We start from the raw sequence: 15,677 nt of genomic DNA, 5'->3' as shown, positions 1-15,677 counted from the left end.
CCCTACTCTTCCAAATCCTCTGTCTGCTCAACAATTTCGGATAAGTCATTTTGGATCTCCACAATTCGTCCTTGTACCGCATTCACAAAATGTATTTCTTCTGTGTCATCAGCCAGTTTTACCCGCACTTCCCATGTCGGTGCAAATACTTGTGTTTGCGTTAATTGAACAATTGTAGAGTAGCCTAGATTCATTTCCGTAATCTGAGAATTTGGTTTTAATAAATTCTTTCCATATAGAATCTGCAATACTTGTCTTGCAGTTAATAGATTTTGCTGTTTATCTAACTTTTCATGCTTTTCCAGCATTGTTTGCTCATAGGAAACAATGCGGTTGTCATTATCCCAATAAAGTTTTACATAACCACGCACATTATAATACAGTGTTACATCATTCACCTTCTGGAAAAATGTCGCTTCTCTTTTCTCTTCATCGATATTCCAAAGCACATAGGAATTACCTTCATATACATTGTTGTGGACAAATTCAGTATATGAATCTCGAGTATCGCTTTTCTGTAGCTTTACAGGCTTGTCCATCGTCACAATCAGCTTATTGTTATTTTCGATCTTTGCACTTTGATTCGGAAAGTATGGCACTTCAGATGGAGAGAAATTTTTAATTTGTCCGGAATAATATGCCGCACTTTCCTTATTGTTCGGAAGGGCAATATACGTTATATTATCTTCCTTCAAACGGGCTTCGATTTCCACCGTTTCCCCTAAAACTTCTATTTTCTCTCCTTCTTTATAGCTCTCTAAATACTGCGTATATAAAAAGATATTCAATACTAGAAAAACCCATATAAAAATAGTTTTCGTTTTACTCCAATCCAAATTCATCACCCCCTGTTTCCTCGGGTGAAAGGCGTGTCCATTCATTGTTTGTTACGGCAAACCATTTTGGCTCCAATACGAGGACTAAATCCGTATCCTGATCCGATTCTTCAAGCGTTAATTCGTACCCAACAACGATTTCCTCTGTTTCATTAAATAATTTTTTATTATTTGTACGGAGTGACTCAGCTATTTGTTCCCCTGATTCCAGATCTCTCTGTACCCCATCAATATGAGTATCCATTAAATAATAAGGGCGGCGGTAACGGAAAATACGGTCTTCACCCCAAGTAGTTACGAGACGAGTCATCGTATCATTACTGTATACAGGAAGACCCTGTACAAATAGCTGATACTCTGTACTATGCCTTCCAATGTCCATATAGGACAAGCGGTAATCCATTGTAAATCCACCATGGTCATTTATAAAATTATAACTGTCCTTCAATAATCTTGTCGAAGGAAGCGGTGTATTACTTTCTGCAGTCGGGTATACATAATTTATTATCCGATTTTGGCTATCAACTGTCATTAACGATGTTCCATCAGTAAAGCGTTCGGATTGAGAACTTTCAATATTCCTTTGTACGATTTTTAAATCGGTGAACAGAATCTTTTTAAATAGATCAGGTTTAATATCTACAGCTAAATATCTGTCCCTCGCTAACTGTATAGGATCTTTGGCCACATATAAAGAGCGTAAAGCATCCCGTTCAACTTCAACGTATTGGCTATAATCATTGGCTGGTTCAATTACCTTCTCCATGAAATAATCCTTATCCGGTACGCTTGCATACGCTCTATAATATAAACGTTTTTCTGTGTTTAGGAAGAGCAACTGTATCTGATCACTATTTTCAACATTTGACCAGTCTATAATAAGACGTGTAAAGCTTGCATCCGGTATTTCATTTTCATTATATGACAATAGATTAGAGAAAACGCGCAAAGGAATTTCTTCATTATAAAACATTGTTATACGATTATTCGTACGCACCATTTCATTCATTTTACTGTCTGAAAGGTCACTTTTAATTAATTCCATCTCGTAAACTTGCCATAAACGTAAGTGTTTATATAAACCTTTTAAAGGTGTTGAAGAGACTGTACCGTAAAATTGGTCATTTTGGCGATACAACAATCTGTACGGTTTTATTACTTCCTGTAAATCCTTAGGTTTGCCGACAAGTACTTCCTCAATCTGGGTCTCCTTTATCGTTTCATATTCCGGTTTGTAATTCCAAATAAGAAGTGTGAACACAATGCTGAGTAAAACGAGGAATGCTAATAAAAGAGATTTTATCTGTTCAACATATTTCATTCCCAATCACCCGCTTCATCCAATTCATATGGCAATGTGAAGAATATCGTAGTACCCTGGCCTTCCTCACTTTCTGCCCAAATTTTCCCGCCGTGTGCTTCAATCATTTCACGAGCGATTGCAAGACCTAAACCTGTTCCACCCATCGACCTTGCTCTTGCTCGGTCTACACGATAGAAACGATCAAAAATTCGCGTCACATTTTCTTTCGGAATTCCCATGCCATCATCTGAAATCATAACGCGAATCATATTATCATGAACGGTAAAACCAAAACGAATATTGCCGCCATCCGGAGAATACTTCAATGCATTTGAAATAATATTATCGATTACCTGTGTCAGCTTATCGGTATCAATATCAACAAAATAACTTTTTTCCGGAAGCAATCGGATAAACTCTACATTTTGTGACTTCGACATTTCAAATCGGTCGATAATTTGCGTGAAAAACTTATTAAATTCAACAAACTCCAAGTTCAGTTCATACTCCTGGCTGTCCATTTTTGATAACTGCAGCAAATCATTAACAAGGCGGATCATACGCTCTGTTTCAGTTTGTGTGACGTTTAAAAATGTTGGCGCTATATTTTCATCTTTCCACGCACCTTCTGCAAGGGCTTCTAAATAGCTGCGCATCGTCGTTAACGGCGTACGCAATTCATGGGAAACATTCGCAACAAATTCACGACGTTCCATATCGATTTTTTCCTGTTCGGTAATATCATGCAATACTGTAATCAGACCATTAACAAAACCTGTTTCCTTTTGAATTACAGAAAAGTTTGCTCGTAACACATATGGCGCATCATTCATACTAAAATCAAGATTCACAGGATCTTTCATATGAATCAAGTCTTCAAAACTATATTCCTGGTCTAAACGCAATACCGATGCAATTGGGCGGTTTAAAGTTGTTTCACGTGAATCATGAAGCAATTCCAATGCCGGATCATTAATCAAAATAATTTTCCCTTTACGGTCTGTTGCAATTACACCATCTGTCATATTACTAAGTACGCTTGCCAGTTTCCGGCGTTCGGCCTCTGTCGTGGATTGTGCTTCCTGAAGGCGATTGGTCAAATGATTGAAGGCAATGGCTAACTGTCCAATTTCATCTGTTCCGTATACACGCACTTTCCTTGCATAATTCCCTTTTGACATTGCCTGCGCCTGTTTTCGCATATCGGAAATAGGGCGAGTGATGGTTCTCGCAACTAAAATTCCTAATATAATCGTAATAGCAAGCGAAACTGCAATACCTGCTGCAAAAATACGATTAATTTCATTTAATTGCTCATATACCTTTTCAATATTCGATTGAACGTAAATGACACCCTTCAATTCCCCCTTGGGCCCTACATTATCCATAATAGGGACAGCCAGTATCCACATGCGATCTCCTGTATCCCGATCCATTGAAACCTTATCCAACAGTGTTTCGGAAGACGCGGCCTGTTGGATAATTTCTTCATTTATCCGTTGACCAACAATTGCCTGGTCATTATCGGAAGTAGCCAATATACGGTATTGACGGTCCACTACATTGATTTTGTTAATATCTTCTGTAGAAAAACCCTGCAAAATGGACTTTAAACTATCCTCTATCGTAGGAGGCGTATTTTCATCGCGCACTTTTAACATTTCTTCACGAACACTATAATGCACAAGCTCTATTCTTTGGCGAATCGAATCCTGGAAATTCGTTTTTAAACTCGTCTCCAGCTGCTTTGAGAAATAAATGCCTATAATTTGAAGAGCAATAATAATTAATAGGACATAAATCAGTACAAGCTTTACATGGATGGACTTAAAAAAGTTCACTTTTTGCATGTATTTTACTCCTGTTCAGGGTTTCGTAAGTAATAGCCGACTCCTCGTCTCGTAACAATCCATAAAGGATGACTTGGATTATCTTCAATTTTTTCACGTAAACGGCGGATTGTTACGTCCACTGTTCGTACATCACCGAAATAATCATACCCCCATACTGTTTGCAGCAAATGCTCACGTGTCATAACTTGACCAATATGTTTTGCTAAATAATGCAGTAATTCAAATTCACGGTGTGTTAATTCAATTGACTCGTCACGCTTTAATACTAAATAGGCATCTGGCTGAATCGTTAAAGAGCCCACTACAATATCATTCGTTTCCGCTTGTGCTTCTTCTATTTGAGCAGGCACATTTAATCGGCGCATATTCGCTTTTACACGGGCAATTAATTCACGTGTACTGAACGGCTTTGTTACATAGTCGTCAGCACCCATTTCCAGCCCCAGCACTTTATCGATTTCCGAACCTTTTGCCGTAAGCATAATAATTGGGAAATCATATTTTTTACGCACTTCACGACATACTTCCATGCCGTCACGTTTAGGTAGCATAATATCCAGCAACATTAAATCAGGCTGTTCTTCTTCTACTCTTTGAAGCGCTTCGTCCCCATCATATGCACAAATGACGCGATAACCTTCTTTTATTAAATTAAACTGCAGAATGTCTGCAATTGGTTTCTCATCGTCTACAACTAATATCGTTTTATCCATCATCTAATTCCTCTTTTCTCATAAATTCTCTATATAATTATGAAAGGTTATCTTTATTTTTACTATAACTACTCTATCATGCTTTGCCGTTTGGTGCATTATACAGCTATACTGCTATGATTATTTTCCGGGAAATATTCCACCCATTTAAGAATAGTTTTTGAATTTTGTCCACTCTAATAACTTGAAGACCATATTATAGAAAAAGCAGTCCAATTCTGCCTTGGACTGCTAAAAGTTAATCTAAATATGATAACGGATTTACTTCTTTACCGTTTTTATGAACTTCGAAATGTAAGTGTGTGCCTGTTGAACGCCCCGTTGAACCCATTTGTCCTAAAGCGGAACCTTGTTCGACTACTTGTCCCACTTTTACATCAATGCGAGATAAATGGGCATACAATGTTTCAAAACCGTTTTTATGGTTAATCACTACATAATTTCCGTATGTTGAATGCTTGCCTGCCGTTTTGACAACACCATTATCTGAGGCTTTTATTGTATAGTTTGATGGGCGGGCAATATCAATACCGTAGTGATAACGTCCCCAACGCTCTCCCATATTACTTGAGATATATCCACCAACTGCCGGCCAAGCAAAAGTACCTGTTCCAACAGAAGGAATCACTTTCGTTCCGACAACGACAATACGGTCTTCAGGCTCTGCTACTACATTTGCCTCTGATTGTATTCTTTCTGTTCGGACACCATTCTCTTCAGTGATTAAGTAGGAAACTTCTTTTTTGCCCTTTTCGCCTTCCTGCTTAACTACTTTTTTACCTTTAAGCATCGTTGCATCTTCTTTGACGATTTTCGCAAAGTCGATTTCCTCTACTTTTTTCTTTTCATAAACTGCCTTTACTGTAACAAATGGCTTTTGTACAGTTACATTGACTTGTTCGCCAATTTGAAGGACAGTGTCTGCTTTAAGTGTAGGGTTGATTTTTAATAACTCAGCAGTTGTTAAATCATGTGCTTTTGCAATTGAACCTAACACATCTCCTGCTTTTACAGTATATACTTCTTGCTCCAATGCACCTGTTTGTAAAAGTTGTACCGCTTGTTTGGAAGAAACAATATTTGCCGGCTCTGCTAACACTTCATCACCTGTAATCGGAGTAGATAATGCAAGATCGACCAGGCGTGTTTCATCCTTTTGTAATTTGGGTATAGAATCTTTATTAGCATTGTTTTGCAATTCTTTTAAATCGTTTTGTGTCACAAATTGAAGCTTTAATCCGTCAATTACAGCTTCAAACTCTTCTTTATCCTTCACTGATGCAACGACTGTTTCCCCCACTTTTAGGGAATGGGCTTTTGCCTGAACAGTTATTGCCTCTTGAAGGTTTTTTAATGTCTGCTCTTCATTAGCTTCGACTGTAAATACTTGCTCTGGTATAAGTGAGATATCAGCGCCTGCGTCAATAGTTAAGTCTTCATATTGTTCGCTTGCCTCTTGCTCTTTTTGCTCGACAATCTCATTTACTGTTGCTTCATCTGCAACAGAACCTACGTATGTATCAGCTACATAAACGTGGAAAACTTTAGCGAATTTTTCTTTATCTGTTTCATTCGCGAAACCTATATTGAATGTCACTGTAGAAACAAGTAAGGCAAATAAGGTAGCCACTTTAAATTTTCTATTATGACGATTCATTAGACTTAGATTAGATTTTTTTAAGTCTAACTTGTTTCCTTTTGAACTCATGATAAAGCTCCTTTCGACTAGATCTGTACTATAAAAAGATGTATTTTCTTTAACTAGCGATTGTAAAAACACACTTTGCTAATGTATCATATTTCTCATTTCAAATGAACCGCTCCAGTCTTTTTGTAATGTAATTGTATTATTTTCTAAAAGGATGTTACATTTTTAGTAGGTAAAATAGTCCACTAACCCTCCTTATATCCATTTATAGTTTTTCTTAGTAACAAAAAAAGCGTATTAAAAGCCGGCTAGACTTTTAATACACTTCTATACTTTAATGAATTATTTCCAAATTTCATTTACGATATTTGTTTGCTCACGTGAAGGGCCAACTGAGAAAGTCATCAATGAAATACCTGTAAGCTCGACAATGCGCTGTACATAATTTTTCGCATTCTCAGGAAGCTCATCAAATGTCCGAACGTTCGTCACATCTTCTGACCAACCTGGTAGTTCTTCATAGACAGGTTTACACTGTTCAATGATTTCCAAGTTTGCTGGATATTCTGTAATCTGTTCCCCGTTATATTCATACGCTGTACAAATTTTAACTGTTTCAAGACCTGATAATACATCAATTGAATTTAATGCTAAGTCCGTTATTCCCGAAACTCGGCGTGAATGACGAACTACAACCGAGTCAAACCATCCAACACGACGCGGACGGCCTGTTGTTGTCCCATATTCACGGCCAACTTCCCGAATTTGCTGGCCAATTTCATCATGAAGTTCAGATGGAAATGGACCATCTCCAACACGGGACGTATATGCCTTACAAACACCAACAACGCGTTCTACTGCTGTTGGACCAACACCTGATCCAATTGCGATACCGCCTGCCACTGGATTTGAAGAAGTTACATATGGATAAGTCCCTTGATCGACATCAAGCATAATCCCCTGTGCCCCTTCAAACAGCACTTTACCGCCTTCATCAATAACATCGTTCAGCACTTTCGATGTATCTGTTACATATTGGGCAATTTCTTGACCGTAAGCGTAGTATTCCTCGAATATATCATCAAATTGTAAGCCTTCTACTTCATAAAACTTAGTAAATAAGCGGTTTTTTAATGTTAAATTTGCGCGTAATTTTTTTTCAAATGTTTCTTTATCTAATAGATCTGCTACACGAATCCCAATTCGTGCAACTTTATCTTGGTAGCATGGACCAATTCCCTTTGCTGTCGTTCCTATTTTTTCATCACCACGTGCCTGTTCCTCTACAATATCCTGATAAATGTGATATGGCAAAATAACATGTGCACGATTGGAAATTCTTAAATTCGATGTATCAATTCCTCTAGCTTGCAGTCCTTTTAATTCCGTTACAATTGACTTTGGATTAAGAACAACACCATTTCCAATAATAGAAAGTTTATCCGGATAAAAAATTCCTGAAGGGATTAAATGCAATTTATATGTTTCTCCACCAATTTTAATTGTGTGACCCGCGTTATCTCCACCAGCATAACGTGCGATTGCATCTGCTCTTTTTGAAAGGAAATCTGTAATTTTACCTTTTCCTTCGTCTCCCCATTGCGTACCTACTACAACTACAGCTGTCATCTATGTGCACCTCCGACGAATGATTCACCTAATGAAAATTATATATTAAGTATTTCATTCTTTTTCATAAGAATTTACCTTTTAATTCCTTAATGATGAAACATGAACATTTTAACAAGTTCAAATCCTAAATGTCAACAAAAAACACGAACGTACACATTCAACTAATGTGAAACGTTCGTGTTTAAGGGTTATTCTTCTCGTGGAGGAGGAGTAAATTCTAAATTCAAGAACTTATTATACTCTTTACGGAATGCCAAGCTTACCGTGCCTGTTGGACCGTTACGTTGTTTTGCAATAATGATTTCGATAATATCCTTACTTTCCGATTCTTTATCGTAGTAATCATCACGGTATAAGAAGGCTACGATATCGGCATCTTGCTCAATCGAACCAGATTCACGCAAGTCACTCATCATCGGTCGTTTATCTTGACGTTGCTCTACACCACGCGACAGCTGTGATAGGGCAATTATAGGTACCTTTAATTCACGCGCTAAACCTTTTAATGAACGGGAAATTTCCGATACTTCCTGCTGACGGTTCTCTCCTGGTTTACCGCTACCTAAAATAAGCTGCAAGTAATCGATCATAATCATTCCTAAACCGTTTTCCTTAGCTAATCGTCGGCATTTGGCACGTATATCTGTCATGCGCACACCCGGAGAGTCATCGATGTAAATACCGGAATTTGATAAACTTCCCATAGCCATTGTCAGCTTGCTCCAGTCCTCTGTTTCTAAAGCGCCTGTACGCAAGCGTTGTGCATCGATATTACCTTCTGCACATAACATACGCATGACAAGCTGGTCTGCTCCCATTTCAAGAGAGAAAATCGCTACATTTTCACGGGCCTTTACAGCAACACTTTGGGCTACGTTTAAGGCAAAGGCTGTTTTACCAACCGATGGACGGGCTGCCACAATAATTAAATCGTTGCGTTGGAAACCGGCCGTCATCTTGTCCAAATCACGGAAACCGGTAGGAATACCTGTCACATCCCCCTCACGTGACTGGAGCTGTTCAATATTATCAAATGTTTGAACGAGTACATCTTTTACGTGCTTAAAGTCGCCAGCATTTTTACGGTTCGAAACTTCAAGCATTTTCTTTTCAGCTTCTGCTAAAAGAACCTCTACTTCATCTTCACGCGTATATCCGTCATCCGCAATTTTAGATGCAACGCGAATAAGGCGACGTAAAATCGCCTTTTCTTCTACAATCTTTGCGTAATGTGCGATATTGGCAGCTGTCGGAACAGCACTCGATAATTCCGTAATATAGCTTAACCCGCCGATATCCTCTAGCTCTTTTTTTGCTGATAATTCTTCCGTTACAGTGACAAGATCAATTGCTTTTCCCTGATCGCTCAAGTTCAGCATCGTTTGGAAAATCTTTTGATGTGCAATATGATAAAAATCATCTGCTATAACAATTTCAGATGCTGTTATTAGAGCTTGTGGTTCAAGGAAAACGGCTCCAATGACCGATTGTTCCGCTTCACTATTATGTGGGGGAACACGGTCCATCATGGATTCGTTCATTGTTGTCGCTCCTTATTCTTCAATTACATGTACCTTTAAAGTAGCCTTTACATCTTGATGTAACTTCACTGGTACATTGGCATAACCTAATGAACGAAGTCCGTCATTACAATCCATTTTGCGTTTATCTACTTTAAAACCATGTTTCTTTTGTAATGCATCTGCAATTTGCTTTGTAGATACTGAACCAAATAGGCGACCACCTTCACCTGATTTCGCTTTTACTTCTACTGTAATTGCTTCTAATTGCTCTTTTAAATCTTTTGCTGCCTGCAACTCTGCCGCCGCATTTTTCTCTTCTAAACGCTTTTGACCTTGCAGTTCGCTAATTGCCTGGTTATTAGCTTCTTTTGCATAACCGTTTTTAAGTAAAAAGTTACGTGCATAACCTTCTGCTACTTCTTTAATTTCACCTTTTTTGCCTTTACCTTTTACGTCTTTTAAAAATACTACTTTCATGATTCTTTACTCCCTTCGACTACTTCATTAATTGCTTCATATAAATATTTTTTAACCTCATCAATGGATTGTGCTTCCATTTGGGTAGCGGCATTTGTTAAATGGCCTCCACCGCCAAGCTTTTCCATGACAAGCTGGACATTTACTTCTCCTAATGAACGTGCACTAATGCCGATCAGTCCATCATTGCGATGGGCAATGACAAACGAGGCACCGACATCTTTCATTGTTAGTAAAATGTCTGCAGTTTGTGCGATTAATACTGAATCGTATACTTTTGAATCTTCACCTTTTGCAACCGCAATTCCTGCAAACGGGAATTCTACAGTTTGAATAATTTTTGAACGTGCGACATATGTTTCTACATCTTCTTTTAACAGACGTTGTATCAGTACGGTATCAGCACCAAATGTACGTAAATATGAAGCGGCTTCAAATGTACGCGCACCTGTTCTTAATGTAAAGCTTTTTGTATCCACAATAATACCGGACAATAATGCTGTCGCTTCAAGCGGCAATAACTTTTCATTTTGAGGCTGGTATTCTAGCAGCTCCGTAACGAGTTCTGCTGTAGAGGATGCATATGGCTCCATATATACTAATGTCGGATTATTGATAAACTCTTCTCCACGACGGTGATGGTCGATAACAACAACCTTATCTGTTCTACTTAATATTCGACTATCAATTACCATACTTGGCTTATGAGTATCGACAATAACTACAAGTGATTTTGGCGTTATTTTTGATAAAGCTTCATCCGGAGTAATAAAGCGATCGTAAAAATCGGTTTTTTGCTCTAACTCGGTCATTAACCGGTCTACACTTCCGCGTACTTCATCAAAATTGACTACGACAAACCCTTCAATTCCATTCATCGCAACCATTTTACGTACACCGACAGATGCTCCTATTGAGTCCATGTCCGGATTTTTATGGCCCATTACGAAAACGCGGTCACTATCTTGAATTAAATCACTTAGTGCATGAGAGATTACACGGGCACGTACTCTTGTACGTTTTTCAACAGGGTTTGTTTTACCGCCATAAAAGCGAATTTTACCATTGGACTGCTTAATGGCAACTTGGTCACCACCACGCCCCAGAACTAGATCAAGTCCCGACTGCGCTAATTGCCCAAGCTCTACAAGAGATTGAGAGCCTGCTCCAATGCCAATACTTAATGTTAATGATAAATTTTTCTGCATCAACGTTCGTTCCCGGATGACATCTAAAATTGAAAAACGTTTCTGCTCAAGCTCCGATAAAATCGATTCATTTAACACAGCCATGTAACGATCCGATGCGATTCTTTTCACAAAGATATCATAATGTGCTGCCCATTCATTTATAATTGATGTCATCATCGTATTGGTGACGCTTCGTGCCTGGTCATCCATGCCAGATGTAAGCTCATCATAGTTATCGATAAATAGTATAGCGAGTACAGTACGATCCGCCATATATTGCTTTTCAATCTGTACTTGTTTTGTAATATCAAAGAAATAGAAAAGTTTCTCTTCTTCTTTATAATAAATATGATATTTCCGATCATTGATAGCAATGACCGTTTCATTTTTTTGGTCTTGATTAACTAGTAGAGGCAGCTCTTCTGAAATCATTTCAAGTTCATATCCGACCAGCGATTCTTGCTGCAGGACGCGAAGCATAAACGGGTTGGCCCATTCCACCGTCATTTCATCATTCATTAACAGAATTCCGAATGGCATTTCCAGAAATGCCTCTTTTCCGACATCCTCCATCCGGTAGGAAAGTGATTGAATATGCTTTTCGGTTTCTACATATGTTAATAATTCAACTTTTACCGTGTAGTAAGCTGCTACTGAATAAATAGCTATAAAGGCTATTCCCACCCATACATTCCACATCATAATAAGGATAGCTGCTACTGCACCAAGTAAAAACAATACTAATAGTGGATATCGAATTGGTCTTTTACGAAAAATCCCCATTCCATCAGCTCCTCATTTCTGACTCTTTTCTCGAATGTAACTACGTGCATTAAAGCCTAAATCAACAATACCTACTAAAATAACAAACGAATAGAGAGGTATTGCTAAAATTGTACTTAAAACTTTTATAAACTTCGGATAACCAAATGCATCAATGACAAAATGTATAAATGAGATACCTTGTATTGTTAATAATACCCATAATACCATTGAAATATTTAGCATAATAATAGCCAATGAAGAACCAGCTTCTGGACGAACGAATAAATTCACTGATAAAGCGATTAAGTAATACCATAACACTGATCGTGGTAAACGTAATTCACTAAACTTCGCAAACTTTGGTACGTCTACTTTTAAACGCTTTAAAATCGGTAAATTAACGGTAATAATAATGAATGTTAAAAATAACATGGCAAATGTAATGGAAGCCGGCATTGTCATTTCCAACGTATTTAACATTGTATTCGCCAAATCCATTGTTTCTTTGGGCACAGGTTGTCCAGTCAGACTCTCCGTCATTTTAATCGATTCCATATAGCTCGTCTTCATGAGCGCAAGAGAATCCCGAATAAAATCTACTTCAAACAAACGCAATGAAATTAAATACTGAATCGCAAATGTGATCAGCAGGACAATACTCGTTGAGATAAACATAAATACTTTACTCTTTTTATGATAAATAGCATCCCCTATTGCTACACCTGCTGCTGCAAAGATTAATGAAGCGGGTAGTAATAGCAGTCCACCAATAAAAAAAGTAATAAATACAGCAATCACTGCGACTAAAAGCGATGACTTCCGATTATAGTTTGCGCTATACCAAATCATCGGTAATGGAGCAATAATCGCCGCGATAATATTCGCCAGTGGAATATAAAATACGATTGCCATCAGCACAGTGAAAAGCGCAATCATCATTGCACCATGTGCTAGCTTTCTTGATTGATTATTTTGCATGGAGAACCTTCCTTATCTGTTGTTCGCTAGACTATAATGCAAGGACTATTCAAACTTTGCTCTTACATTTGGTCGGCTTTTCGACCAGTCTGCTTTCAACTTTTCTCACCTTCCTATTGTACCATTTTTGCATGGTCAAACAAAATAACCGTTACGACAAGAAGAATGAATTAAACCAATCCATTATTACATTCCCTTTAACTTCTCCTCTATATAAAAATCTGCTTACATCTAAAGCATATAAGTGCATGTAAATACTGGTATATGACCAATATATAGGGTGGAAATCCACTGCATAGAATGCACAAGCTATGAATAGTATGTCATTATGATTTTTTTAGTATAACTTAATATGGAGTAATTTTTGTTTGAATAATTATATTCTACGTATTAAAAGCCTTTTTTCTGTCTTTTATGTCCTTTATTTCGTTGACAATTTGTATTGTATAGCATATATTATGTAACCGGTAACACATTTTGTTTAGGGGGCGGATAGATGGTTAACATTAAAGATGTAGCAAAGGTTGCAAATCTTTCTGTGGCAACAGTATCACGCTACTTAAACCAAAATGGTTATGTCAGTAAAAAGTCATCAGAACGTATTGAACAGGCAATTCTTGAGCTGGATTATAAGCCAAGCAGTGTTGCACGTTCATTAAGTAAAAAACAATCCAATATTATTGGTCTCATTGTTCCGGATATAAAAAACCCATATTTCCCTGAACTGGCGCGTGCAGTGGAAGACATGGCATTGTCTTATGGTTATACAGTTGTTCTTTGTAATTCTGACGACCAGATGGAAAAAGAGTTGTTATATTTAGAGCGCCTGTCACAAACATATGTTGCCGGCTTAATAGTAGCAACAAGCTTACTGGATCCTTCTGTTTATATGTCCATCAATACACCAATCGTTGCACTTGACCGAATAATCGATGCAACTGTTCCAACTGTAGCAACCGATAACGAAAAAGGTGCCAGGATTGGGGCGGAGTACTTACTTACGAATGGAGCAGGAAATTTACTATGTATACGTGGTCCGCAAGGTTTAAAAACTGCGGATGATCGCCTTACAGGATTTCTCGAAGCAACGGACAAACGAGGACTAGAGCCAATTGTTATAACAACATCATTTGATTTTAAAGTTGCTGCTGAAGCGATTGAACAAACTTTAGCTGTAAATCCTCAGATTGACGGTATATTTGCAAGCAGTGATACATTAGCCATTGCTGCACTTCATATTGCGCATAAGCTTGGTAAGCGCGTACCCGAAGAACTGCAAATTGTAGGCTTTGATGGAATTGCACTCGGTGAAATGGTATCCCCTCCATTAACAACAGTCGGCCAGGATCTGTACAAAATGGGTGCTGCAGCCGCAACAATGTTAATTGAACAGATTGAAGGCAAAGAAATAATACAAACGTTATTAAATATAGATCCACAACTAATTGTTCGAGGGACGACAAGAAAGGAAGCTGCAAAATGATTACGGTAATAGGAAGCATCAATATGGACTTAGTCGTTCAAATGGATGTATTCCCCAAAAAAGGGGAAACTGTTTTAGGAAGCTTATTTACAACGGTTCCAGGCGGCAAAGGTGCGAATCAGGCAGTAGCTGCTGCACGCTTAGGCAGCCAAGTTAAAATGTTAGGTGCTGTCGGCACAGACAGCTTCGGTACGGAACTGCGTGCGAATCTGAATGAAGAAAATATAGATACAAGCTTAGTAATAAATACAAATGGTGCTACTGGCATTGCTAATATTTTACTCCACGAATCGGACAACCGTATTGTCGTTGTACCAGGTGCCAACTCTAAAGTAACACCAGAAGAGATTGCTTCAGCAAAAACTGTCATTGAAAATAGTCAGTTAGTGATCATGCAGCTTGAAATTCCAGTAGAAACGATTGAGTACAGCTTAAAGTTATGTAAAGAGCTTCAAGTACCGGTACTCTTCAACCCTGCTCCGGCAGCAAACTTCGACATTGAGTGGATGCCGTATATTAAATACTTAACACCAAACGAAACTGAATGTGCCTTACTTTTCGGGAACGATGTTGAAGCAGCATTAGAAAAATACCCAAATCAGTTAATAGTGACATTAGGTGAAGATGGTGCGCGTTACTTCGATGGAACAAAACATGTGCATATAAAAGGATATAAAACAACGGCTGTTGATACAACAGGTGCCGGTGATACATTTAACGGTGCATTCGCACATGCTATTACAAACGGTCAGTCTATTGAAGAAGCCGTATTTTTTGCGAATATAGCGGCGTCATTATCCGTTGAAAAATTTGGAGCCCAAGGTGGTATGCCAAAATTAGAGGAAGTAATTGCTCGAAAGGAAGGCACAAAATGAAAAAACAGGGCATTTTAAATCGCGAATTAGCCGGTATATTTGCACGTTTAGGTCATACAGACAAAATTGTTATTGCCGATTGCGGCTTACCGGTTCCGGGCGGCGTTACATGTATCGATTTAGCATACAAACTGGGGGAACCAGGATTTATGACGATTTTAGAAGTTGTTCTAGAAGATTTAAAAGTAGAACATAGTTACTTAGCTGAAGAAATAAAAACTGCTAACGAAACTATTCATTCTTCTATATTGCAAAAAGTGGAACCGGTTACATATATATCCCACGAACAATTCAAGAAGATGTCGAGCGAAGCAAAGGTCATTATTCGTACAGGTGAAATAACACCATACGCCAATATCATGCTACAAAGCGGCGTAATTTTCTAAGGTAGGTGACGGAAC

13 protein-coding genes are annotated in these 15,677 nt (G+C 38.2%); 3 read left to right on the top strand and 10 right to left on the bottom strand.

All coding sequences use genetic code 11. The features are described 5' to 3' along the window. Positions 1-2 precede the first annotated feature (2 nt). The 10 genes from ACQKN3_RS17435 to ACQKN3_RS17390 all read right to left on the bottom strand — a co-directional run bounded on the left by ACQKN3_RS17435 (position 3) and on the right by ACQKN3_RS17390 (position 12,918). The gene (locus ACQKN3_RS17435) at positions 3-842 is read right to left on the bottom strand and encodes a two-component system regulatory protein YycI (protein WP_427713618.1); all 840 of its coding nucleotides are present in this window, start codon (positions 840-842) and stop codon (positions 3-5) included. Next, the gene (locus tag ACQKN3_RS17430; RefSeq protein WP_427713616.1) at positions 823-2,157 is read right to left on the bottom strand and encodes a YycH family regulatory protein; all 1,335 of its coding nucleotides are present in this window, start codon (positions 2,155-2,157) and stop codon (positions 823-825) included. Before ACQKN3_RS17430 ends, ACQKN3_RS17435 begins: the two co-directional genes overlap by 20 nt. Continuing rightward, positions 2,154-3,989, bottom strand: coding sequence for a cell wall metabolism sensor histidine kinase WalK (gene walK / locus ACQKN3_RS17425; protein WP_251691010.1), 1,836 nt, complete (start codon positions 3,987-3,989; stop codon positions 2,154-2,156). The genes ACQKN3_RS17430 and walK overlap by 4 nt, the downstream gene beginning before the upstream one ends. Positions 3,990-3,994: 5 nt before the next feature. Further along, positions 3,995-4,705: a response regulator YycF gene (gene yycF / locus ACQKN3_RS17420; protein WP_008408338.1), complete on the bottom strand. Its 711-nt coding sequence runs from the start codon at positions 4,703-4,705 to the stop codon at positions 3,995-3,997. A gap of 238 nt (positions 4,706-4,943) precedes the next feature. Continuing rightward, a complete protein-coding gene (locus ACQKN3_RS17415) occupies positions 4,944-6,413 on the bottom strand; it encodes a peptidoglycan DD-metalloendopeptidase family protein (protein WP_427713612.1) in 1,470 nt (489 codons plus the stop codon). A 282-nt stretch (positions 6,414-6,695) separates the two neighbouring features. Continuing rightward, entirely contained in the window at positions 6,696-7,982 is a 1,287-nt protein-coding gene (locus ACQKN3_RS17410; protein ID WP_427713610.1) for an adenylosuccinate synthase, read from the bottom strand. 191 nt (positions 7,983-8,173) lie between these two features. Next, positions 8,174-9,526: a replicative DNA helicase gene (gene dnaB / locus ACQKN3_RS17405; protein WP_251691016.1), complete on the bottom strand. Its 1,353-nt coding sequence runs from the start codon at positions 9,524-9,526 to the stop codon at positions 8,174-8,176. 12 nt (positions 9,527-9,538) lie between these two features. Continuing rightward, positions 9,539-9,985, bottom strand: coding sequence for a 50S ribosomal protein L9 (rplI, locus tag ACQKN3_RS17400; protein ID WP_251691018.1), 447 nt, complete (start codon positions 9,983-9,985; stop codon positions 9,539-9,541). Continuing rightward, positions 9,982-11,958: a DHH family phosphoesterase gene (locus ACQKN3_RS17395; protein WP_251691020.1), complete on the bottom strand. Its 1,977-nt coding sequence runs from the start codon at positions 11,956-11,958 to the stop codon at positions 9,982-9,984. The genes rplI and ACQKN3_RS17395 overlap by 4 nt, the downstream gene beginning before the upstream one ends. Before the next feature lie 12 nt (positions 11,959-11,970). Then, positions 11,971-12,918, bottom strand: coding sequence for a YybS family protein (locus ACQKN3_RS17390; protein WP_251691021.1), 948 nt, complete (start codon positions 12,916-12,918; stop codon positions 11,971-11,973). Between the two features lie 496 nt (positions 12,919-13,414). On the opposite strand from ACQKN3_RS17390, the gene ACQKN3_RS17385 reads away from it, so the two are divergent. From ACQKN3_RS17385 to rbsD, 3 genes are read left to right on the top strand one after another with little or no spacing between them, the layout of a single operon-like run. Further along, entirely contained in the window at positions 13,415-14,401 is a 987-nt protein-coding gene (locus tag ACQKN3_RS17385; protein WP_251691024.1) for a LacI family DNA-binding transcriptional regulator, read from the top strand. After that, entirely contained in the window at positions 14,398-15,276 is an 879-nt protein-coding gene (gene rbsK / locus ACQKN3_RS17380; protein ID WP_427713606.1) for a ribokinase, read from the top strand. Before ACQKN3_RS17385 ends, rbsK begins: the two co-directional genes overlap by 4 nt. Next, entirely contained in the window at positions 15,273-15,662 is a 390-nt protein-coding gene (gene rbsD, locus ACQKN3_RS17375; protein ID WP_251691028.1) for a D-ribose pyranase, read from the top strand. Before rbsK ends, rbsD begins: the two co-directional genes overlap by 4 nt. Positions 15,663-15,677 lie beyond the last annotated feature (15 nt).

The organism is Solibacillus sp. NPDC093137 (genome assembly GCF_050280445.1).
GTDB lineage: Bacteria > Bacillota > Bacilli > Bacillales_A > Planococcaceae > Solibacillus > Solibacillus isronensis_B.
The sequence above is the reverse complement of the archived record's forward strand: the minus strand, read 5'-3'. Positions and strand labels throughout refer to the sequence as shown.